This is a genomic window from Frigoribacterium sp. CFBP9029, assembly GCF_034045305.1.
Lineage (GTDB): Bacteria > Actinomycetota > Actinomycetes > Actinomycetales > Microbacteriaceae > Frigoribacterium.
Genome location: NZ_JAXCWB010000001.1, coordinates 308,649 through 329,968, shown reverse-complemented (window position 1 = coordinate 329,968; position 21,320 = coordinate 308,649). Strand labels below are relative to the sequence as shown.

At 71.5% G+C, this 21,320-nt stretch carries 11 protein-coding genes, 1 tRNA gene and 1 pseudogene; 9 read left to right on the top strand and 4 right to left on the bottom strand.

The features are described from left to right. Positions 1–45 precede the first annotated feature (45 nt). Positions 46–3,195 (top strand): ATP-dependent DNA helicase, encoded by a 3,150-nt coding sequence (locus tag SOM11_RS01525; RefSeq protein ID WP_320476988.1) that lies wholly within the window; start codon positions 46–48, stop codon positions 3,193–3,195. Beyond that, entirely contained in the window at positions 3,192–6,542 is a 3,351-nt protein-coding gene (locus SOM11_RS01520) for an ATP-dependent DNA helicase (RefSeq protein WP_320476987.1), read from the top strand. Before SOM11_RS01525 ends, SOM11_RS01520 begins: the two co-directional genes overlap by 4 nt. Here the strand turns inward: SOM11_RS01520 and SOM11_RS01515 are convergent. Further along, positions 6,533–7,528, bottom strand: a complete 996-nt coding sequence (locus tag SOM11_RS01515) for a phosphotransferase (RefSeq protein ID WP_320476986.1) — start codon at positions 7,526–7,528, stop codon at positions 6,533–6,535. The genes SOM11_RS01520 and SOM11_RS01515 overlap by 10 nt on opposite strands. Before the next feature lie 74 nt (positions 7,529–7,602). Here SOM11_RS01515 and nudC point away from each other — a divergent pair, with 74 nt between their 5' ends. Both nudC and SOM11_RS01505 read left to right on the top strand, forming a co-directional pair. Next, on the top strand, positions 7,603–8,535 hold the full coding sequence (gene nudC / locus SOM11_RS01510; RefSeq protein ID WP_197981792.1) for an NAD(+) diphosphatase: 933 nt from the start codon (positions 7,603–7,605) through the stop codon (positions 8,533–8,535). Then, on the top strand, positions 8,532–10,244 hold the full coding sequence (locus SOM11_RS01505) for an ATP-dependent helicase (RefSeq protein ID WP_243214490.1): 1,713 nt from the start codon (positions 8,532–8,534) through the stop codon (positions 10,242–10,244). The genes nudC and SOM11_RS01505 overlap by 4 nt, the downstream gene beginning before the upstream one ends. Here SOM11_RS01505 and SOM11_RS01500 read toward each other — a convergent pair. Together SOM11_RS01500 and SOM11_RS01495 are read right to left on the bottom strand one after the other, a co-directional pair. Then, positions 10,174–10,563 (bottom strand): annotated as a pseudogene (locus SOM11_RS01500) (TOMM precursor leader peptide-binding protein); the annotation flags it as partial. The gene SOM11_RS01505 and the pseudogene SOM11_RS01500 overlap by 71 nt on opposite strands. 528 nt (positions 10,564–11,091) lie before the next feature. Then, positions 11,092–12,468: a zinc-dependent metalloprotease gene (locus SOM11_RS01495; RefSeq protein WP_192059798.1), complete on the bottom strand. Its 1,377-nt coding sequence runs from the start codon at positions 12,466–12,468 to the stop codon at positions 11,092–11,094. Positions 12,469–12,565: 97 nt separating this feature from the next. Between SOM11_RS01495 and SOM11_RS01490 the strand changes: the two genes are divergently transcribed. From SOM11_RS01490 to SOM11_RS01475, 4 genes are all read left to right on the top strand, one after another. Further along, a complete protein-coding gene (locus SOM11_RS01490; protein WP_320476985.1) occupies positions 12,566–13,675 on the top strand; it encodes a YlbL family protein in 1,110 nt (369 codons plus the stop codon). Between the two features lie 104 nt (positions 13,676–13,779). Next, positions 13,780–16,743: a UPF0182 family protein gene (locus SOM11_RS01485; RefSeq protein ID WP_243214496.1), complete on the top strand. Its 2,964-nt coding sequence runs from the start codon at positions 13,780–13,782 to the stop codon at positions 16,741–16,743. A gap of 126 nt (positions 16,744–16,869) precedes the next feature. Continuing rightward, positions 16,870–16,943, top strand: a tRNA-Met gene (locus SOM11_RS01480). A 110-nt stretch (positions 16,944–17,053) separates the two neighbouring features. Then, on the top strand, positions 17,054–18,250 hold the full coding sequence (locus SOM11_RS01475) for a glycerate kinase (protein WP_320476984.1): 1,197 nt from the start codon (positions 17,054–17,056) through the stop codon (positions 18,248–18,250). Here SOM11_RS01475 and SOM11_RS01470 read toward each other — a convergent pair. Beyond that, the gene (locus SOM11_RS01470) at positions 18,170–19,369 is read right to left on the bottom strand and encodes an aminotransferase class I/II-fold pyridoxal phosphate-dependent enzyme (protein WP_320476983.1); all 1,200 of its coding nucleotides are present in this window, start codon (positions 19,367–19,369) and stop codon (positions 18,170–18,172) included. The genes SOM11_RS01475 and SOM11_RS01470 overlap by 81 nt on opposite strands. Positions 19,370–19,529: 160 nt before the next feature. On the opposite strand from SOM11_RS01470, the gene SOM11_RS01465 reads away from it, so the two are divergent. Beyond that, positions 19,530–21,299 (top strand): trypsin-like peptidase domain-containing protein, encoded by a 1,770-nt coding sequence (locus tag SOM11_RS01465; protein WP_192059806.1) that lies wholly within the window; start codon positions 19,530–19,532, stop codon positions 21,297–21,299. Positions 21,300–21,320 lie beyond the last annotated feature (21 nt).

Sequence of the window (21,320 nt, the reverse complement as noted above, 5' to 3'; positions counted from 1 at the left end):
AAGCGCTCGACCCGAGTGTCGGCGGCAGCCAGTAGCGTCGACGACATGGTGACCACCGGCTTCCGCCTCCCCGACGAGAAGCGCCGCGCCTCCTCGCCGCTGCGCCTCGACGAGTCCCAGGCCCGCGTCGTCGGTCTGCCCGAGGGCGTATCCGCCGCTGTGATCGGGGCCCCCGGCACGGGCAAGACCACCACGCTGATCGAGACGCTCGTCGATCGGGTCGAGGGCCGCGGGCACGGTCCCCGGTCGGTGCTGGTGCTGACACCGGCGCGATCGACGGCCACGCGCCTCCGCGACGTCATCGCCGCCCGACTCGGCGTCCCGACACCGGGGCCGATGGCACGGACGATCTCGTCGCTGGCATTCGACGTGGTCGGCCACTCGGCGCTCCTCGCCGGCGCCGAGCCGCCCACCCTGCTCACCGGCGGCGATCAGGATTCCATCGTCCGCGAGCTGCTCGAAGGGCACGAGGCCGACGGCACCGGCCCGCGGTGGCCCGAGCACCTCGGCCCGCAGGTCCGGCGGCTGCGCGGCTTCCGCACCGAGCTCCGCGAGATGTTCATGCGCGCCACCGAGCAGGGCCTGTCGCCCGACGACCTCCGTACCCTGGCGTCTCGCCGCCCTCGGCCCGAGTGGGCGTCGGTGGCGGACCTGCTCGACGAGTACCACCGGGTGGTCGACGGTCTCTCCGGTCGGCATCTCGACTCCGCCGAGCTCGTCGCCTACGCGGTGGCCGCCCTCGACCGCGGCGAGACCGCGCCCGTGGTCGAGGGGCTCGAGCTGGTGCTCGTCGAAGACGCCCACGAGGCGACCGAGTCGACCGTCTCGCTCCTCCGGGCACTCGTCCGACGGGGCGTCGCCGTCATCGCGTTCGGCGACCCCGACCTGTCGACGAACGCCTTCCGTGGCGGCAGCCCCGACATCCTGGGTCGGCTCGGCCCACGGCTCGGCGTCGAGGTCGTCGAGACCATCTTCCTGTCGACGGCCCACCGGCACGACCCCGTGCTCCGCGACCTCGTGTCCCGGGTGACCGGGCGCATCGGCACGGCGGGTGCGGGGCGCCAGCACGCCGCAGTGGCGGGTTCCGAGAGAGCCGTCGGCGTCGGCGACCCCGCCGGTGACGTCCCGCCGATCGTGACCGTGCGGGCCGACAGCCCAGCCCACGAGATCTCGTCGGTCGCGCGTCTGCTGCGCGAGCACCACCTGGTGAGGGGCGTGCCCTGGTCGCGGATGATGGTGATCGTGCGGAGCGGTGGCCAGGTCGCCTCCGTCGCCCGGGGCCTGCAGGCAGCCGAGGTGCCGACCCGCACCTCCATCGCCGGTCGCGCCGTCCGCGACGAGCACGCCGCCCGCCACCTCATCGCGGCCGCGTCCGTCGCCGTGGGTCGAGACCGGCTCACCCCGGAGATCGCCACCGACCTCCTGACCGGGCCGTTGGCCGGGCTCGACGCGCTCGCGGTGCGCCGCCTCCGATTGGCGCTCCGTGCCGACGAGCTGTCCGCCGGCGGCACGCGCTCCGCCGATGCGCTGCTCGTCGAGGCTCTCGACGGGCCGGGGCGCTTCGTGACGATCGACTCTCGCTTCGCCGCGCGCGCCGGTCGCTTCGCCGCCAGCCTCGACGCGGCGCGGCGGGCCGCGGCAGGCGGCGCCAGCATCGAGGAGGTGTTCTGGGGCCTGTGGGAGCGCAGCGGCCTCGCGGCCCAGTGGTCGGCGCAGTCCGCGGGGCGCGGCATCGTGTCCGCCGAGGCCGACCGCCATCTCGACGGCGTCGTGGCGCTCTTCACAGCGGCCAAGCGGTTCGTCGAGCGGACCCCGGAGGCCGACGCGATCGGATTCCTCGACTCGCTGCTCGACGCGGAGGTCCCTGACGACACCCTGTCGCCCCAGACCTCCGTCGAGTCCGTGCTGGTCTGCTCTCCGTCGGGCGCCGTCGGTCTCGAGGTCGACGTCGTCGTGGCCGCCCGCCTGCAAGACGGGGTGTGGCCCAACCTCCGACTCCGCGGGGCACTGCTCGGGCCCGACGATCTCGTCGACGCGTCGCGCGGCGAGTCGGCGCCGACGTCGGCCGTCGACGATCGGGCGGCGGTCCTCTCCGACGAACTCCGCATGTTCGCGCTCACCGTGTCCCGGGCGACCCGTCAGGTCGTGCTCTCGAGCACCGAGAACGACGACGAGGGGCCATCGGTCTTCCATCGGCTGCTGCCCGACGGCACCCCCACGGCACCCGCCGGGCATCCGCTGTCGCTCCGGGGGCTCGTCGGGCATCTGCGGCACGCCCTCGTCGACTCGCCCAGGGGCGCCCGGGCCGAGGCCGCCGCCGTCGGTCTCGCCCGACTGGCGGAGGCGGAGGTGGCCGGTGCCGACCCGGCCCAGTGGTACGGACTGGCGGCCGCGACCACCACGGCCCCGCTCGCCGATCTCGACGACCCCGAGGTACGCGTCCCCGTATCGCCGTCGCAGCTCGGCGCCTTCGAGGAGTGCCCTCTGCATTGGTTCGTCGACCGCTTCGGAGGGTCGGCCCCGAACTCCGCCATGGGTCTCGGCACGGTGCTGCACGACGTCATGGAGCACGCCGTCGACAGCGACGTCGAATCGCTCTGGGCGGCGGTCGAGGCCCGCTGGAGCGAGCTGCAGTTCGAGGCGCCATGGATCGACGAGGCCGAGAAGAGACGTGCGCGCACGATGACCGAGAGTCTCGCGTCGTACCTCCGCGACTTCGAGGCGAGCGGCGCCGAGCTGATCGGCGCGGAGTCGACCTTCGAGCTCGACATCGGGGCGGCGAGACTCCGGGGTGCGATCGACCGCGTCGAGCGGACCCGCGACGGGGCCGCGGTCATCGTCGACCTCAAGACCGGTCGATCGGCCCCCACCTCGGCTGCCGCGGTGGCCGAGCACCCGCAGCTGGGCAGTTACCAGGTGGCACTGGCCGACGGGGCGATCGAGGCGGTCCCGGACGGCACACCGCCCGGCGGTGCGAAGCTCGTCATCGTGTCGTCCGGCGTCCGCGGCAAGCTCTATCGCGAGCCGTCGCAGGCCCCCTTCGACGACGAGACCCTCCAGCTGTTCCGCGATCGGGTGCGTACGGCCGCAGAGCAGATGGTGGGGCCGGTCTTCCTGGCGCGACTCGACGACCACTGCACCGGGCGCCACGGCGGCTCGTGCACCATCCACATCGTCGGAGAGGTCAGCGGATGAGCCTGACGACCAGCGCCTCCTCGGCTGCGGCGCCGATGTCCGCACTCGAACTGGCGCACGTGCTCGAACTGCCCCCGCCGACGCCCGAGCAGCAGGCCGTCATCGAGGCGCCGCTGACGCCCGCGCTGGTCGTCGCGGGAGCCGGCAGCGGCAAGACCGAGACCATGGCCAACCGGGTCGTCTGGCTGCTGGCGAACGGGCACGTCCGCGTGTCCGAGGTGCTCGGGCTCACCTTCACCCGGAAGGCCGCCGGCGAGCTGGGCGAGCGGATCGAGCGGCGGATCTCGCAGCTCGACGCGGCCGGGCTCCTCGGCGATGCTCTCGATCCGTTCGACCTGCCCACGGTCTCGACCTACAACGCCTTCGCGAACGGGATCTTCCGCGACAACGCCCTCCGCGTCGGCCGGGAGAGCGAGTCGCAGGTGCTCGGCGACGCCTCGGCCTGGCAGCTCGCCAGATCACTCGTCGTCGCGAGCAGAGACGACCGGCTGGCGGGTCTCGGTCGCAGCGTCGACTCCCTCACGGAGGCCGTGCTGCGACTCAGTCACGCGCTCAGCGAGAACGTCACGTCGGCGGAGCCGGTCGCCGCCCTCGCCGAGCGGTTCCTCGACCTCGCCGGTCTGCCCTCGACGAAGGGCAGCGCCTACAAGTCCGTCACCGATGCCGTCGGGGCCGTGTCGGCGCTCCCGCCCCTGCTCGAGCTCGCCGACGCCTTCGCCGACGAGAAGGCCCGACGGGGATTCGTCGAGTACTCCGACCAGGTGGCCCTCGCTCTCGAGGTCTGCGAGACGGCGCCCGATGTCGTCTCGGAGCTGCGCGACCGGTTCCGGGTCGTGCTGCTCGACGAGTATCAAGACACCAGCGTCGTGCAGACGCGCCTGCTCTCGAGGCTCTTCCGGGGCACGGGGGTGATGGCGGTCGGCGACCCGCATCAGTCGATCTACGGGTTCCGGGGGGCGAGCGCCGCGAACCTCGGGCGGTTCCCCGTCGACTTCGACGCGGCCGAGGGCACCCGCTACAGCCTGTCGACGAGCTGGCGGAACGCCTCGACCGTCCTCGACGCGGCCAACCGGGTGGTGGCCGACCTGGCGACCTCCGGCGACGACCTCGTGGGGACGTTGCGGCCCCGTCCGTCGGCCCCGCGAGGTGCGGTCGAGGTCGCCTACGAGCAGACCCTGCCCGAGGAGGCCGCCCGGGTCGCCGAGTGGTTCGCCGGCCGGCTCGCGATCCCGACCGTGGTCGACGGGCGACCGGCACGACGCACCGCCGCATTGCTGTTCCGGTCGAAGAAGACGATGCCGGTCTTCGTCGAGGCGCTGGCCGCCCGGGGCGTGCCGTACCACGTGCTGGGAGTCGGCGGTCTGCTGCAGCGGCCCGAGGTCGTCGACCTCGTGGCGTGCCTGCGGGTTCTGCACGACCCTGCGGCGGGGTCCGAGCTCATCCGCCTGATGGCGGGTGCCCGATGGCGGGTGGGCGTCCACGACATCGCGGCGCTCCGGGGGGTGTCGTCGTGGCTCTTCTCGCACGACCACGCCCAGCAGGCGCTCTCCGACGAGGTCACCGCCGGGTTCCGTGCGTCGGTCGCGGTCGGCGAGCACGGCTCCATCGTCGACGCCCTCGACTTCGTCGCGACCGCGCCTCTCGCGCACCGGCAGCTCGAGGCGTTCAGCCCCGCGGGTCTCGACAGGCTGCGCCGTCTCGGCGCCCAGCTGGCGTTCCTCCGCGGTCGGACGGGTCTCGATCTCGTCGACCTCGTCACGGTCGTGCAGCAGGAGATGCTCCTCGACGTCGAGGTGGCAGCGGCCACGGGTGCAGGGTCGGGCGGTGCCTGGCTGCAGGCGTTCGACGACGAGCTCTCGGGCTACGTCGCCACCGACGACGGCGCCTCGCTCGGTGGCTTCCTCGCCTGGCTGACGGCGGCCGAGCGTCGCGACGACATGGGCCCGCGAACGGAGGCGGGCGAACGCGGCACCGTGCAGCTTCTGACCGTGCACGGTTCCAAGGGCCTCGAATGGGACGTCGTCGGAGTGCCGCGCCTCGTCGAGGGCGAGTTCCCCGGCACGTCGCGTGCGGGCGTGGGCTGGCTCGGCTTCGGAGAGCTGCCGTACGAGTTCCGCGGCGACGCGGCCGAACTCCCCGAGCTCGGGTGGCGCGGGGTCGACGACCAGAAGGACTTCGACCGCCGGCTGAGCGAGTTCAAGACCGAACTCGTCGCGCGTCACGAGGGCGAAGAGCGCCGACTGGTCTACGTCGCGTTCACCCGGGCCAAAGACGAGCTCCTCCTGAGCGGCTCGTTCTGGTCGTCGACCGTCAAACCCCGGAAGCCGAGTCGGTACCTGACCGACCTCGCGGCCGCGGGTCTCGTCGATTCCGAGAGTGTTCCCGAGGCGCCGGAGGACGACGAGAATCCATTGGCCGAGGCCACCCGCGAGCTGCCCTGGCCGGGGGATCCCCTGGGGGCGCGCCGCGCAGCGGTCGAAGAGGCCGCCGGTCGGGTCGGTCGGCTCATCGCGGCACGACGGGCTCATGCCGAGACGGTCGAGACGGTCGAGACGGTCGAGACGGTCGAACCGACAGATCGGCGGGCGGGCGAGCAGCAGACCGATGCGGACCGCGCGCCCCTCCTCTGGGCCGCCGACATCGACCTCCTCCTGCTCGAGCGCGACGCCGCACGAGCGGGGGCGGGTCTGCTCGATCTGCCGCAGCGGATCCCGGCGTCCCGCTTCAAGGACTACGTCGACGACCCGGCCTCGGTGGCAGCAGCGCTGCGGCGGCCCCTGCCCGAGCGCCCCTACCGGGCCACGCGTCTCGGCACCCTGTTCCACGAGTGGGTCGAGGCCCGGTACCGGCCCACGGGGCGAGTCGAGGTGCTCGACGCATTCGCCGTCGAGACCGACCTGGACGACGAGCAGGTCGGCGGGACGCGGGGTGTGGTCGACCCGGACGACGCGCGTCGGCTGGCCGAACTGCAGGCGACCTTCGAGCGCTCCGACTGGGCGGCCCTCGAGCCCGTCGACGTCGAGCTCGAGGTGCACCTGCCGCTCGCCGGCCGCACGGTCATCTGCAAGATCGACGCCGTCTTCGCGCGCGGCGACCGCTTCGAGGTCGTCGACTGGAAGACCGGGCGTTCACCGGTCGACGCCGACGACCTCGAGCTCAAGCAGCTGCAGCTGGCCCTCTACCGCGAGGCCTACGCCGCGTACCGGGGCATCCCCACCGAGCAGATCGACGCGGCGTTCTACTTCGTGGCCGACGACCGGGTCCTCCGGCCGGAGCACATCGCCGACCGGGCCGAGCTGCTCGACCTCTGGGGTCGCGTCGAGAGAGGAGTCAGCCCTCAGCCGTGACGCCGTTCCGTGGTCGACAGCAGCTTCTCGACGCCGTCGATGTCGAGGGCTGCCGTCTGACCGGCGCCGATCGCGCCGCTCCGGTCGAGTTGCAGCGAGTCGACCAGGCCGCCCATCAGCTCGACGGCGTCGTCGACCACCTCGGTGCTCTTCGTGCTCGTGCCGTGCAGCAGCCACTTCGCGAGTTCGAGCTCGTGATAGAGGGTCGCCCGGTGGCGCAGCTGGTGGTCGCTCGAGCCGCGCTCGGCGTTGTAGGCGTCGAACACCTCGTCCACCGACGACGGCGTGCCGAGCAGCCAGGCGAGATCGCGTGCGGGGTCGCCGACGTGCAGCTCGTGCCAGCCGAGGACGCCGGTGACGTCGCCGCCCGAGACCAGGATCGACCCGGCGTCGAGTGCGCCGTTGACGACCGTGGGCTGGAACTGCCAGAGCAGGTGATCCTGGATCGCCGCCTCCCACCGTTCGAGCAGGGCGGCCGGCAGGAGGCGCGTCGAGGCCGCCCGGTCGACCAGCGACGCCGTCGACCGCATCGCCTCGAACGGCGTGTGGCTGGTCAGACCCGCGTCCGTGACGAAGCTGGTCGGCAGGGAGTGGATTGCCGCGATGCCCCGGCCGACGACCGCGGGCAGACCCGAATCGGGCGTGACCCGGGAGGCGGGGACGTGCTCGCCGGCGATGAAGTCGTAGACGATGCCCCGGGTGCGACCGAGGGGCGCCTGACCGCGGTACTGGGGGACGGCGAAGGGCAGGCGACCGCGGACGCCGGCGCTCAGGGCGCGCAGGGCGACGAGGTCGGCCGACTGGCGGGCCTCGGCCCGCTGCGAGCGGGGCACGCGGATGATCCAGTGCTCGCCCAGGCGCCCGTTCAGCAGCGCCGAGTCGTAGTCGCCGCCGGTCGGGGAGCCGTACGGGGCGGCCGCGGAGACGTCCAGGTCGGCGACTGCCGCCGTGGCCAACGCGGCTAGAGTGAGATGAGATCTGGCCATGCCCTCAGGGTAGGCCGCCCGGTGTGGTGCCCCGTCGTTCGCCACGCTGTCAAACCGTGATGATTGGTCGTTCGATGTCCTCGCCTCTGACGGACCGCCTCCCGCTCGCCCGGCACCAGGTCGATCGCGACTACCTGACGCGTGATCGCGCCGGCGCCGTGTCCGACCTCCTGGCCTCGGAAGACACCCGGGTCCTGCCCCTCTGGCGCGGGCGCACGCTCATGGCCTCCGAAGACCGCCTCGCTCTGCTCCCGGCCAGTGACGTCCCCATGGCCGACGACTACGTCTACCTCGGGCTGTCGCAGGCGGCCGACGCGGCCGAACCCGTCGGCACCCCGCTCGTGGCGGCGCTGCTCAGCGACGACCAGGCGCGTGCGCTGGAGTCCGACGAGGCGTCATGGGGCAGCCTCCGGGCCTTCGGCAGCGCGCTGAGCGCCCGCGACGCGGGTCTGGCGGTCGAGGCGGTCGCCGTGGCCAACTGGCACGACTCGCACCGCTTCTCGCCGCGCAGCGGTCGCGAGCTCGTGAGCGACAAGGCCGGGTGGGTCCGTCGCGACCCCGAGAACGGCCACGAGGTGTTCCCCCGGACGGACCCCGCGATCATCGTGGCCGTCACGGACGCCGACGACCGCCTCCTGCTCGGGTCGAACGCCCTCTGGGAGAACAACCGCTACTCGCTGCTCGCGGGTTTCGTCGAGCCCGGCGAGTCGCTCGAGCAGGCCGTGCAGCGCGAGATCTTCGAGGAGTCCGGCGTGAAGGTCGTCGACCCCGTGTACCTCGGATCGCAGCCCTGGCCGTTCCCGGCCAGTCTGATGCTGGGGTTCCGCGCCCGGGTCGACGTCGACGACCCCGGCGTCCTCGAACCCGACGGCGCGGAGATCCTCGAGCTGCGCTGGTTCAGTCGCGCCGAGCTCGCCGCGAGTCTCGGCGAGGTCATCCTGCCCGGCCGCACATCGATCGCCCGCGCCATCATCGAGGACTGGTTCGGCGGCGAGATCGACCAGTGACCGAGGCCGCCGAACTCATCGCCGGGCTCGACGAGCAGCAGCGGGAGGCGGCCCGTCGGCTGCTCGGTCCGGTCTGCCTGCTCGCGGGCGCCGGAACGGGCAAGACCCGTGCGATCACGCACCGGATCGCCTACGGCGTCGCGACCGGGGTCTACGCGCCGAACCGCGTCATGGCGCTGACCTTCACCTCGCGGGCCGCCGCCGAGCTCCGCGGTCGTCTCCGGGCGCTGGGCGCCGGGGGAGTGTCGGCGCGCACCTTCCACGCGTCGGCGCTGTCGCAGCTGTCGTACTTCTGGCCGCAGACGATGGGCGGTCAGATGCCGCGCCTGATCGACGGCAAGGGCAAGCTGATCGCGCACGCGGCCGAGCGGCTGGGGCTGAAGCTCGACACGGCGTCGCTCCGCGACATGGCGGGCGAGATCGAATGGCGCAAGGTCTCCCGTCTCACGCTCGAGTCGTACGCTCAGGCGCTGCCCCAGCGGTCGCTGCCGCAGAACGTGAGCCCCGAACGCGCACTCGACCTGCACGCGGCCTACGAGGACATCAAAGACGAACGGCGGCAGCTCGACTTCGAGGACGTCCTGCTCGCCACGGTCGGCATGCTCCAGCTCGAGGCGCGCGTCGCGCAGCAGGTCCGAGAGCAGTACCGGTTCTTCGTGGTCGACGAGTACCAGGACGTCTCGCCGCTGCAGCAGGAGCTCCTCGAGCTCTGGCTCGGCGACCGCAACGACCTGTGCGTGGTGGGCGACGCCAGTCAGACGATCTACTCGTTCGCGGGCGCGTCGGCCGACTACCTGCTCGGCTTCGGCTCGCGCTACGACGACGCCACCGTGGTCCGCCTCGAGCAGAACTACCGCTCGTCGCGTCAGATCGTCGACACCGCCAACCAGCTGATGCGAGGGCGACCCGGTGCGCTGCACCTGCATCCCGCCGTCGAGACCACCGGGCCCGTCCCCCCGGTCGTCGAGTACCCGAGCGACTCCGCCGAGGCCCGCGGCGTCGCGCAGACGATCGCCGACGAGATCCGATCGGGTGTCGCTCCGGAGGAGATCGCGGTGCTGTACCGGGTCAACGTCCAGGCCGCGGCGATCGAGCGGGCACTCGCCGACGTCGGCGTCTCGACCCGGATCCACGGCGCGACGAGGTTCTTCGAGCTCCGCGAGGTCAAGGAGGCGCTGATGATGCTGAAGGGCGCCGCCGTCAGCATCGTGGGCGAGCCGCTCTTCAAGACCGTCAGCGACGTCCTCCGGTCGCTCGGTTGGACTCAGGAGGCCCCCGAGCAGCGCGGCGCCATCCGCGATCGGTGGGAGTCCTTGAACGCCCTGATGGGCCTGGCCGAGGCCTCGCCCGCCGACACGACCCTCCGCGCATTCGTCGACGAGCTCCTGGCGCGGCAGGCGGGCCAGCACGAGCCGACCATGCCCTCGGTCACCCTCGCGACCCTGCACTCCGCGAAGGGCCTCGAGTGGCGGAGCGTCTACCTCGTCGGTCTCAGCGAGGGGCTCGTGCCGATCAGCTACGCCCAGAACCCCGAGGCCGTCGACGAGGAGCGCCGCCTGCTCTACGTCGGGGTCACCCGCGCCCGCGAACGCCTCCGTCTGTCGTGGAGTCAGACCGGGCAGGGCCGAGGAGGCGCGCGTCAGCCGAGCAGGTTCCTGGAAGAACTGCGCATCCGCAGTCGGAATGCGGCCGAGTCGACATCGTCGTGATCCGACCCGTCTCGAGGTCGATGCGCAGGACGGCGCCGGCGGAGCCGGCATCGGCCCGGCGGCCGCCCACCACGAGCGGCTCCGAGTCGAGGAGTCGTCGCGCGGCCGCGGCCGCCGCCTCCCGGAGGACGAGTGGTCTGGGTCGAGCCACGGGTCGTGTGCTGAGCTGACCCGCTATCGCGGGCCAGGCCGAATCGGCGTCGCCGGCCGTGAGGTGGAGGCATCGAGCGCAGGCGGTCAGCCCCGGCACGACGAGAGGGCCGATGCGCACGGAGCGGTCGCCCGTCCGGACGAGGAGATGGGGGAGATCGCCCCGCATCCAGTCCGACGCCGTCACGGGGTCGGGGGCCGGGCCGCCCACCAGCACGCCGACGGCGGGTGGGCTCCGAGGGTCGAGTCGCACCGCACCGACGGTGTGGACCGCGGTGTGCACCGGCAGGCCCTCCGACTGCAGCAGCCTCCCGATGTCGTCGGCCAAGGGTCCGCTGCCGGCGAGGAGCACGGCGAAGGCGGGCGGAGCCTGCGTCGGTCGGCGGTCGAGGGCGGGCTCGAGCCGTGCCACGAGGCGTGCGGCGTCGAGTCGGTCGCCCCCGGTCTGGGCCAGGATCGCGTCGACGCCGCCGTCACCCAGTCCGTGCGCCACAGCCCAGACGAAGGTCTCGTCGAACGCCGTCACGTCATGGAGGACGACGTACGCGCGTTCCACGCCGATCTGCAGAGTCGAGGGGTCCCGCCAGACGACGGCGGTGTGCGGGGGGAAGCGGAGAGGGCGGGACATCCGACGATCATGGTCGCCGACACGGTGGTCGACGCGGTTGTCCACAGGCGCCCCGGCCCCTCGTCCGATTCAGCGCTCGGGGGAGGACCCGGGTTCTCCGGCGGCGCCGTCGCCCCCCTCGTGCGGCCGATCGCCGGACGTGTCGTCGAGGAGCTCCGCGATCGCGCGGTCGACGTCGTCCAGAGCCGGCTCGGCGTCGGTCAGTCGAGCGATCAGACCCTGCGGGTCGTCGATGTCCTCGCTGGAGGGCACGATGTCGGGGTGCGACCACAGCGAGTCGCGGCGTTCGGCACCCACGGCCTCGGTGATCGCCGACCACATGGCCGCGGCCTCGCGCAGTCGCCTCGGGCGCAGCTCGAGACCAACGAGGGTCGAGAACGCGGACTCGGCGGGGCCACCGGCCGCGCGACGACGACGGACCGTCTCGGCGATGGCGCCCGATCTCGGCAGTCGTGCCGTGGCCTCGGCCGTGACGACGTCGACCCAGCCCTCGATCAAGGCGAGCATCGTCTCGAGGCGGGCGAGCGCGGCGAGCTGCTCGTCGGACTTCGGCGGGATCAGAGCGCCGCTGGCCATCGCGTCCCGGAGCTCGTCAGGGCTGGACGGGTCGAAGTCGACGGCCAGCGCCTCGAGGCGCTCGGTGTCGATGCTGATGCCCTGGGCGAATTCGCGGATCGACGAGATGAGGTGGAGGCGCAGCCACCGGGCGTGGCGGAACAGGCGGGCGTGCGCCAGCTCGCGGACGGCGAGGTAGATCTGGATCTGGTCGGTCTCGATGTCGAGGCCCTCGCCGAACGCGGCGACGTTCTGCGGCAGGATCGCGGCCTGCTGGTCGTCGAGCAGCGGGATGCCGACGTCGCCGCCCGAGACGACCTCGAGCGAGAGCTGACCCACCACCTGACCGAGCTGCATGGCGAAGAGCGTGCCGCCGACGCTGCGCATCACCTGGCTGGCACCGGCCAGCAGCGACTGCATCTCCTCCGGGGCCTGATCTCTCAGCACGCCCGTCAGCGAGTCGGCGATGGACGATGCGACCGGCTCGGCGAGCTGACTCCACACCGGCATGGTGAGACGCGACCACTCGGCCCGGGTCACCAGTCGCGGCGCCACCGTCAGCTCGGAGACGAACGTGACGTCGTCGAGCCACAGGGCGGCGACGTGGAACGCCTGCTCGAGAGCGGCCCGGTCGGCGGCGGGCGTCTCGACGGCCGATCGACTGCCGGCGGCGACGGCCTGCTCGGTGGCGACCTTCCAGTCGATCCCGTCACCGCTGCTGTCGACGGCGTTCTGCAGCTGGCTCATCAGCCGGGCCATGAACGCCGGGTCGTCGGGCAGGCCCGCCACACCGGCGAGCTGGGCCGGGTCGATCTCGGAATCACCGGACAGGAACTGGCGCAGCATCTCGCGGAACTCGTCCTCCGGCCCGCGCTGCGAATCATCGGTCATACGAACTACGCTAACTGCTGGCCATCGGAACAACCTCGAATTCGGCGCCCGCCCCGGGCTCCCCGCTCCGCCCGTGGCGAACATCGAAAGGACCGTCGTGGCCTTCTTCTCACCCCCGACCCGCGCCTCCCTGTCCCGGCGCCGTCCCGGCCGGGTCGGCTGGTCGCTGCTGGGGGTGGCTCTCGTCTCCGGTCTGGTGCTCACGTTCCTGCCGTCGCCCTATCTCATCGAGCAGCCGGGCCCGGTGTTCGACACCCTCGGCAGCGCCGAGTACGAAGGCGCCGACCAGCCGCTGATCACCGTGACGGGCGCCGAGACCTACCCCACCGCCGGCACGCTCGACCTCCTCACCGTGAGCGTCCAGGGCAACGAGTCGGTCCGGCCCAGCTGGGTCGAGGTCGTGTCCGCCTGGTTCGACCCGAGCCGGGCCGTCGTCCCGGTCGAGGCGATCTACCCCTCGGGGGTGACGAACGAGCAGGTCGACGAGCAGAACACGGTCGACATGCAGAACTCGCAGAAGTCCGCCATCGCCGCGGCCATGATCCACGACGGCTACACGGTGCCCAGCAGGGTCACGATCAGCCAGGTCTCCGCCGGCGGCCCGGCCGAGGGCGTGCTGGAAGAGGGCGACGTCGTCATCAGCGTCAACGGCACCAGCCTCGAGGCGGACGGCGACGTCGACACGCTCCGGCGGCTCGTGGCCGAGAACGGCGTGGACGAGGCCGCCACGGTCGTCGTCGAGAGGTCCGGCACGTCGATCACGACGGAGGTGACCCCTCAGGAGGTGCAGCGCACGGCCCTGCTCGGGGTCGGCGTCAGCGTCGACTACGACTTCCCCTTCGACGTGTCGCTGAAGCTCGACCAGGTGGGCGGTCCGAGCGCCGGCATGATGTTCGCACTCGGCATCATCGACAAGACGACCCCCGGCGAGCTGAACGGCGGCGAGCAGGTCGCGGGGACGGGCACGATCACCGCCTCGGGCCAGGTGGGCCCGATCGGCGGGATCCGTCAGAAGCTCTACGGCGCCCGGGACGCCGGGGCGAGCGTGTTCCTCGCACCGGCCGACAACTGCGACGAGGTCGTGGGCAACGTGCCCGACGGGCTCGACGTGTACTCGGTGACGACGCTCGACGACGCCGTGACGGTGCTCGAGACCGTGGCGGACGACGGCGACACGGCGTCGCTTCCGACCTGCACGGCGGGCTGAGGGCGGCCACCCAGCCGGGTCATAGGTCGGCGGTCGAGGGTTGAACGGTCAGGTGCGGCCCGTAGGATGGCCCCTCCACGTACCCCTGAGCCAGGAGCACACACTTGACGTCACCAGCATCGTCGCGATCCGCACGCCGTTCGCCCCGATTGCCCGTCCTGGTCACGGTGGCGATCCTCGCCGCTCTGGTCATCGCGTTCTTCATCTTCTCGTCCCTGCTGACCGACTACATGTGGTTCGACCAGCTCGGGTTCGCGAACGTGCTGACCACCCAGTGGATCGCCTCGGCGGTGATGTTCTTCATCGGGTTCCTGGCCATGGCCATCCCGGTCTACGTCAGCATCGAGATCGCGTTCCGCTTCCGGCCGGTGTACGCCAAGCTCAACTCCCAGCTCGACCGCTACCAGCAGGTCATCGAGCCGCTGCGTCGAGTCGTCGTGATCGGCGTGCCGATCGTCCTCGGGCTGTTCGCCGGCATCGCGTCGTCGACCAGCTGGCAGGTCGCGCTCCAGTGGCTCAACCGCACGCCCTTCGGTACGACGGACCCGAAGTTCGGCCTCGACGTCGGCTTCTACGTCTTCTCGCTGCCCTTCTACCAGGGCGCGGCCGGGTTCGCGTCGGCGGTCGTCCTGATCTCCGGTCTCGCCGCCGTCGCGACGAGCTACCTCTACGGCGCGCTGCGCTTCACGGGGCGCGAGGTCCGCATCTCGAAGGTCGCGCGCATCCAGCTCGCCATCACCGCAGCCGTCTACCTGCTCCTCCAGGGCGTGAGCCTCTGGCTCGACCAGTACGCGACCCTCACGCAGGGCGCCAACAAGCTCCTCACCGGTGTCACCTACGCCGATGACGCCGCCGGCATCCCCGGCAAGCAGATCCTCGCGCTCGCCGCGGCGATTGTGGCCGTGCTCTTCATCGTGACGGCCATCATCGGCCGCTGGCGTCTGCCGGTCATCGGCACCGCGGCATTGATCATCGCGAGCATCATCGTGGGCGGCATCTACCCCTGGATCGTCCAGCGCTTCCAGGTCGAGCCTAGCGAGCGCACGGTCGAGGCGCCGTTCATCGAGAACAACATCGACGCGACCCGCGAGGCCTACGGGGTGGCCGATGTCGAAGAAGAGACTTACGACGCCCAGTCCGACGCCGAGGCCGGTGCACTCGCCGGCGATGCGGTGACGACCGCCAACATCCGCATCATCGACCCCGCTCTCGTCACCGACGCTTTCGCGCAGCTCCAGCAGTACCGCCAGTACTACAGCTTCCCCGAGCAGCTGTCGGTCGACCGGTACACGATCGACGGCAACACGCAAGACACCGTCATCGCGGTCCGCGAGCTGAACACCGATCAGCTCGGCGCATCGGCGACGCCCTACAACACGACCTTCGTCTACACGCACGGTTACGGCGTGGTCGCCGCCTACGGCAACCAGCGCTCCGCCGACGGTCAGCCCGTGTTCCTCGAGTCGGGCATTCCCGTGACGGGTGCGCTCGGCGACGCCGACGAGTACGAGCCGCGGATCTACTTCGGTCAGCAGTCGCCGGCGTACTCCATCGTCGGCGGCAACGGGGACAACGACATCGAGCTCGATTACCCGTCGGGCAGCAACGACAACGGGACGAACCAGACGACCACCTTCGACGGTGACGGCGGGCCGAAGCTCGACAACCCCTTCAAGAAGCTGATCTACGCGATCAAGTTCCAGTCCGAGCAGATCTTCCTGTCGGACGCCGTGAACGACGAGTCGCAGATCCTCTACGACCGCGACCCGTCCGAGCGCGTCCAGAAGGTCGCCCCGTACCTGACCATCGACAGCGCGCCCTACCCGGCCGTGGTCGACGGCAAGGTCGTGTGGATCGTCGACGGCTACACGACGACGCGCGACTACCCGTACTCGAAGCCTCAGGCGCTCAGCGACGCGATCGCCGACACCTACACCGAGCGCCCGACGTACGCCTCGAACGAGATCAACTACATCCGCAACTCGGTGAAGGCCACGGTCGACGCCTACGACGGATCGGTGAACCTCTACGCCTGGGACACCGAAGATCCGATGCTCCAGACCTGGCAGAAGATCTTCCCCTCGACGCTGACGCCGCTGGCCGACATGTCCGTCGACCTCATGCAGCACGTCCGCTACCCGCAGGACATGTTCAAGGTGCAGCGCGCCATCCTCGGCACGTATCACGTCACCGACTCCGACTCGTTCTACTCGAGCGACGACGCGTGGGTCACGCCGAACGAGCCGACGAGCACCGCGACGACGCCGCCCCTGCAGCCGCCGTACTACCTGACGCTGCAGCTGCCCGATCAAGATCCGGCCTTCTCCATCTACTCGACGTACATCCCGCAGCAGTCGGGAGAGAACGCTCGGAACGTCCTGACGGGGTATCTCGCGGCGAACGCCGACGCGGGGTCGACACCGGGGGAGGTCGCCGACAGCTACGGCGATCTGACCCTGCTGACCCTCCCGCGAACGGACACCCTCCCCGGCCCGGGGCAGGTCCAGAACAACTTCAACACGGACACCGCCGTGGCGAACCAGCTGGCTCTGCTCACCCGCGGTGACACGAGCGTCGTCCGAGGCAACCTGCTCACGCTCCCCGTGGGCGGCGGTCTCCTGTACGTTCAGCCGATCTACGTGAAGTCGACGTCAGAGACCTCGTACCCCGTGCTGCAGCGGATCCTGGTCTCGTTCGGTGACCAGATCGCCTTCGAGGACACCCTCGACGGCGCCTTGGACGAGCTGTTCGGCGGGAACTCCGGTGCGACAGCCGGTGACAACGGCGTGCCGACGACCGACCCGGCGGCCGACGACGGTGCGACCGACGACGGCGCGACCGATGGTGGTGACACGGGCGGCGACACCGAGACCCCGGCTCCGACCACGGCTCCCGACGCCGGCTCGGGAACGGACAACCCGGCGCTCGACCAGGCTCTGGCCGACGCGCAGTCCGCTCTCGACGACCGGGCCGCGGCGTACGCCGACAACGACCTCGTCGCGGCGGCGGAGGCGGACGCCCGTCTGCAGACCGCCCTCGAGGACGCGGTCGCAGCGAGCGGCGAATAGCACTCGCACCATCGATCGACGAGACCCCCTTCGGCGCTGCCGGAGGGGGTCTCGTCGTCTCCCGGAGGCCTGGACCGGTCGCGATTGGACGGACTGCGAAACGCGTGCTAGTGTTTCTTCTTGTGCCGCGGGGTGGAGCAGTTCGGTAGCTCGCTGGGCTCATAACCCAGAGGTCGTAGGTTCAAATCCTGCCCCCGCAACAGAAGAAAGAAAAGCCCTGGTCATCGACCAGGGCTTTTCTCGTTTCCCGCCATGCGCGTCTCGTCTCTCGAGGTTCCGCACTCGTCCCTGCGCATGTCATTCTGACCTCATGCCGAACCTCCGAGTCGTCGTCGCTCCCGATTCGTTCAAGGGGTCGGCCGGCGCAGCCGCTATCGCCTCCGCCGTGGCGCGGGGCTGGCTCCGCGTCAGCCCGGACGACGTTCTCATCGAGGCGCCTCTGGCCGATGGCGGAGAGGGGACCCTCGATGCCTTCGAGGCGGCCGTCCCCGGGTCCGTCCGCCGTGAGACCGACGTGCCCGGCCCTGACGACCGGATCGTGCGGGCGCCCTGGCTCCTGCTGCCCGACGGCACGGCGGTCGTCGAGCTGGCGGCGGCCAGCGGGCTCGTCCTCCTGGAGGCGCCTCGTCCCTACGACGCGCATACGCGCGGGCTCGGGCGGGTCATCGTCGCGGCACTGGACGCGGGGGCCACGAGAGTGGTCATCGGTCTCGGGGGCAGCGCTTCCACCGACGGCGGCGCGGGGCTGCTCGTCGAACTGGGGGCGCGCCTCCTCGACTCCGTCGGAGACGCCGTGCCCGACGGGGCCCACGGGCTGACGGCCGCGGTCCGCATCGACCTGAGCGGGCTCCGAGCGCTGCCGCCCCGAGGGGTCACGGTGCTCGCGGACGTCCGCAACCCGCTCGTCGGTCCGCGGGGCGCCGCCGCCGTGTACGGGCCGCAGAAGGGCGCCACGGGCGACGACGTGCTCGCACTCGACGAGGGTCTGCGTCGCTTCGCCCAGCTCGTCGACGTCGATCCCGAGACCCCGGGGGCCGGGGCGGCGGGCGGGACGGGCTTCGGTCTGCTGGTCTGGGGGGCCGCGCTCGTCCCGGGTGCCGAGGTCGTGGCTGACCTCGTGGACCTCCCGTCGCTCATGACCCGCGCCGATGTCGTCGTCACGGGCGAGGGGCGCCTCGACGAGCAGACCGCGGAGGGCAAGGTGGTCTCGGTCGTCGCATCGATCGCGGGGTGGGCCGACGTCCCGGTGCTCGTCGTGGCGGGCTCTATCGCCGACGGCGTCGCCGATCAGTCGGTCTCCATCGCCCTGTCCGAGCTCGCAGGAGGCGCGGAGGAGTCCATCGCCCATCCCGAGCTCTGGGCCGAGCGGGCCGGTGCCGCCCTGGCGGTGCACATGATCACCCGAGGAGTGCGGGGCGAGCTGTCGTCAGAGGCGGAGCGCGGCGAGGCGGCGGGTGGCCTCGTCGATGACCTCGACTCGCTTGCAGAACGCGAAGCGGACGAGTGACGAGTACTCGTCCGCCAGGGCGGGGTGGCAGAAGGCGCTGACCGGCACGCCGACCACGCCCGCGATGCCGGGCAGCGCCCGGCAGAACGACGCTGCGTCGTCGAAGCCCAGCGGGGCGGCGTCGGCGACGACGAAGTACGAGCCCTGCGAGGGGGAGACCTCGAAGCCCGCCGTCGAGAGTCCGCCGGCGAGGAGGTCGCGCTTGTGCTCGAGATCGCCGGCGAGCCGGTCGAAGTGGTCGCGGGGGAGTCGCAGCCCGGCGGCGATCGCGGGCTGGAAGACGGAGCCGTTGACGAAGGTCAGGAACTGCTTGACGCTCATCACCTGGGAGACGAGTTCGGCGGGCCCGGACAACCAGCCGATCTTCCATCCCGTCGCGTTGAAGGTCTTGCCGCCGCTCGAGATCGTGAGCGTGCGTTCGGCCGCACCGGGGAGGGTCGAGATGGGCACGTGAGGGACATCGTCGAAGACGAGGTGCTCGTACACCTCGTCGGTCACGATGATCGCGTCGAACTCGTGGGCGAGGGCGACCACGGCCCGACGCGTCTCGTCGTCGAGCAGGGTGCCGGTGGGGTTGTGTGGGTCGTTGACGATCACGAGGCGGGTCCGCGGCGAGAACGCCGCCCGCAGTTCGAGGGGGTCGACCCGGAAGTCGGGACCCCGCAGGGGGACCGTGCGGTGCCTGCCGCCGGCGAGTCCGATCACCGCGCCGTAGGCGTCGTAGAACGGTTCGAGGGTGACGACCTCGTCGCCCGCGTCGACGAGGGCGAGCACCGTCGCGGCCAGCGCCTCGGTCGCGCCGGCGGTCACGAGGATCTCGCGCTCCGGGTCGAGGTCGATTCCGTAGAAGCGCGACTGGTGCTCGGCCACCGCCTCGAGCAGGGTCGGCATGCCGCGCCCCGGCGGGTACTGGTTCAGTCCACCCGCCAGGGCGTCCCTCGCGGCGGTGAGCACCGCCTCCGGAGGGTCCTCGTCGGGGAAGCCCTGTCCGAGGTTGACGGCGCCGGTGGACGCGGCCAGTGCGGACATCTCGGCGAAGATCGTGGGCGACAGTCGGCCCGCATCGTCGAGAAGCATGGCGCCGCGGGCCGTCCGCTGCCACGGTGTCGGTGAGGTCATGGTCCCTCACCGTAGCCCTCGGCGTGCTGCATGACGGGGCGGCGACCGGGAGTCGGATCCAGGCGTCGCTTATCGGGCGTGCAGCCCGCGCACAGGTTCGCCGAATGCTCTGCACAGGTGGACGGACCAGGCTGATGACGCTTGAAAGGAGCATCCGCTGATGAACGAGAACCCCCGGGGCGCAGACGACGCCGACGACACGACGCGTGGACCCCACGACGGCGAGGCGGCCCGAGACGACTCGACGGGCCGCGACGGCTCGACCGCCGGCGGCGACGAGGTGACGTACGGGGCCCCTCGGCTCCCCGACGGCGGTGCAGCCCCCGACGGAGATCCGGCACCTGGCGGCTACTCGGCGCCCGGCAGCTACTCGGCGCCCGGCAGCTACTCGGCACCGGGCAGCTACGCCGCGCCCGGCAGCTACTCGGCGCCCGGCTACCCTGAGCAGTCCTACGGCGGTCAGTCGCCCTACGGTGGTCAATCGCCCTACGGTGCCCAGCAGCCCACTCCGGGCCAGCAGGGTCACGGATCACCCCAGGCCTACGGGGCCCAGCAGGCCTACGGGGCCCAGCAGAACGACGGGAATCAGCACGGCTACGCCGGTCAGGCCGGCTACGCGCAGGGCGGCTACGCGCAGGCCGGTGCCGACGGCACCCCCACGCAGCAGTACGGGCACCACGGTGCGTACGCCGCGCAGAACCCCTACGACACGAGCACCTGGCAGGCGCCGGCACCCGCGCAGAAGACGAAGCGGAACCGCGGGGTCGGCGTGCTGGCGGCGACGCTGGCCGTCGGACTCGTCGCGGGCGGTGCCCTGGGCGGGGTGATCGGCGGATCCGTGGCCGATGGAGGCGCGGGCACGTCGACCGCGGCCGGACCCTCTCGGGATCTGACCGTCAACGACTACGACGACGCCACCGTGGTGACGGCCGTCGCGGCGAAGGCCACGAAGTCGGTCGTGACGATCAACGTCGCGTCGGGCTCCTCCGGCGGAACGGGTTCGGGGGTCATCCTCTCCGACGACGGGTACATCGTGACCAACACGCACGTCGTCACCCTCGACGGGGCGAGCGCGTCCGGCTCCGTCAGCGTGACGATGAGCGACGGCAGCATCCTGCCGGCCGAGGTCGTCGGGCTCGATCCCGTCGTCGACCTCGCCGTCCTCAAGGTCGACGCGACCGGTCTGACCCCCATCGAGTTCGCGGACTCCTCGAAGCTCAACGTCGGCGACACCGCCGTCGCGATCGGTGCGCCCCTCGGGCTCTCGAACACGGTCACCGACGGCATCGTCTCGACACTGAACCGCAGCATCACGGTGCAGTCGTCCGCGGCTCCGTCCGACGGGTCCGATCAGGGCGACTCGAACGACAACAACGGCCAGGGCCCGTTCTCGTTCAACAACGGCGACGGTGCGCAGCAGGCTCCGGCCAGCAGCGTCATCTCGCTGCCGGTCATCCAGACGGACGCCTCGATCAACCCCGGCAACTCGGGCGGTGCGCTCCTCGACTCCGACGGCGAGCTGATCGGGCTGAACGTCGCCATCGCGAGCTCTGGCGAGTCCTCCGGCAGCATCGGCGTCGGGTTCTCGATCCCGTCGAATCTCGTGAAGCGCGTGGCGGGTGAGATCCGCGACTCCGGTTCCGCCTCGCACGGTCTGCTCGGCGCCAGCGTCGACGACGCGACGAGCGACTCGGCCGCCACGCAGGTCGGGGCCCTCATCGTCCAGATCAGCCAAGGAGGCGCGGCCCAGTCCGCCGGGCTCCGTCAAGGCGACGTCGTGACCGAGTTCAACGGCGTCCCGATCAGCGACCGCACCGATCTGACCGCGCAGGTGCGATTCCTGGCAGGGGGCAGCGACGCCGAGCTGACCTACGTCCGAGACGGGCAGGAGGGCACCGCGAAGGTGTCCCTCGACACTCTCACCACCTAGCAGCAGGGGGTCTCCTCCTGA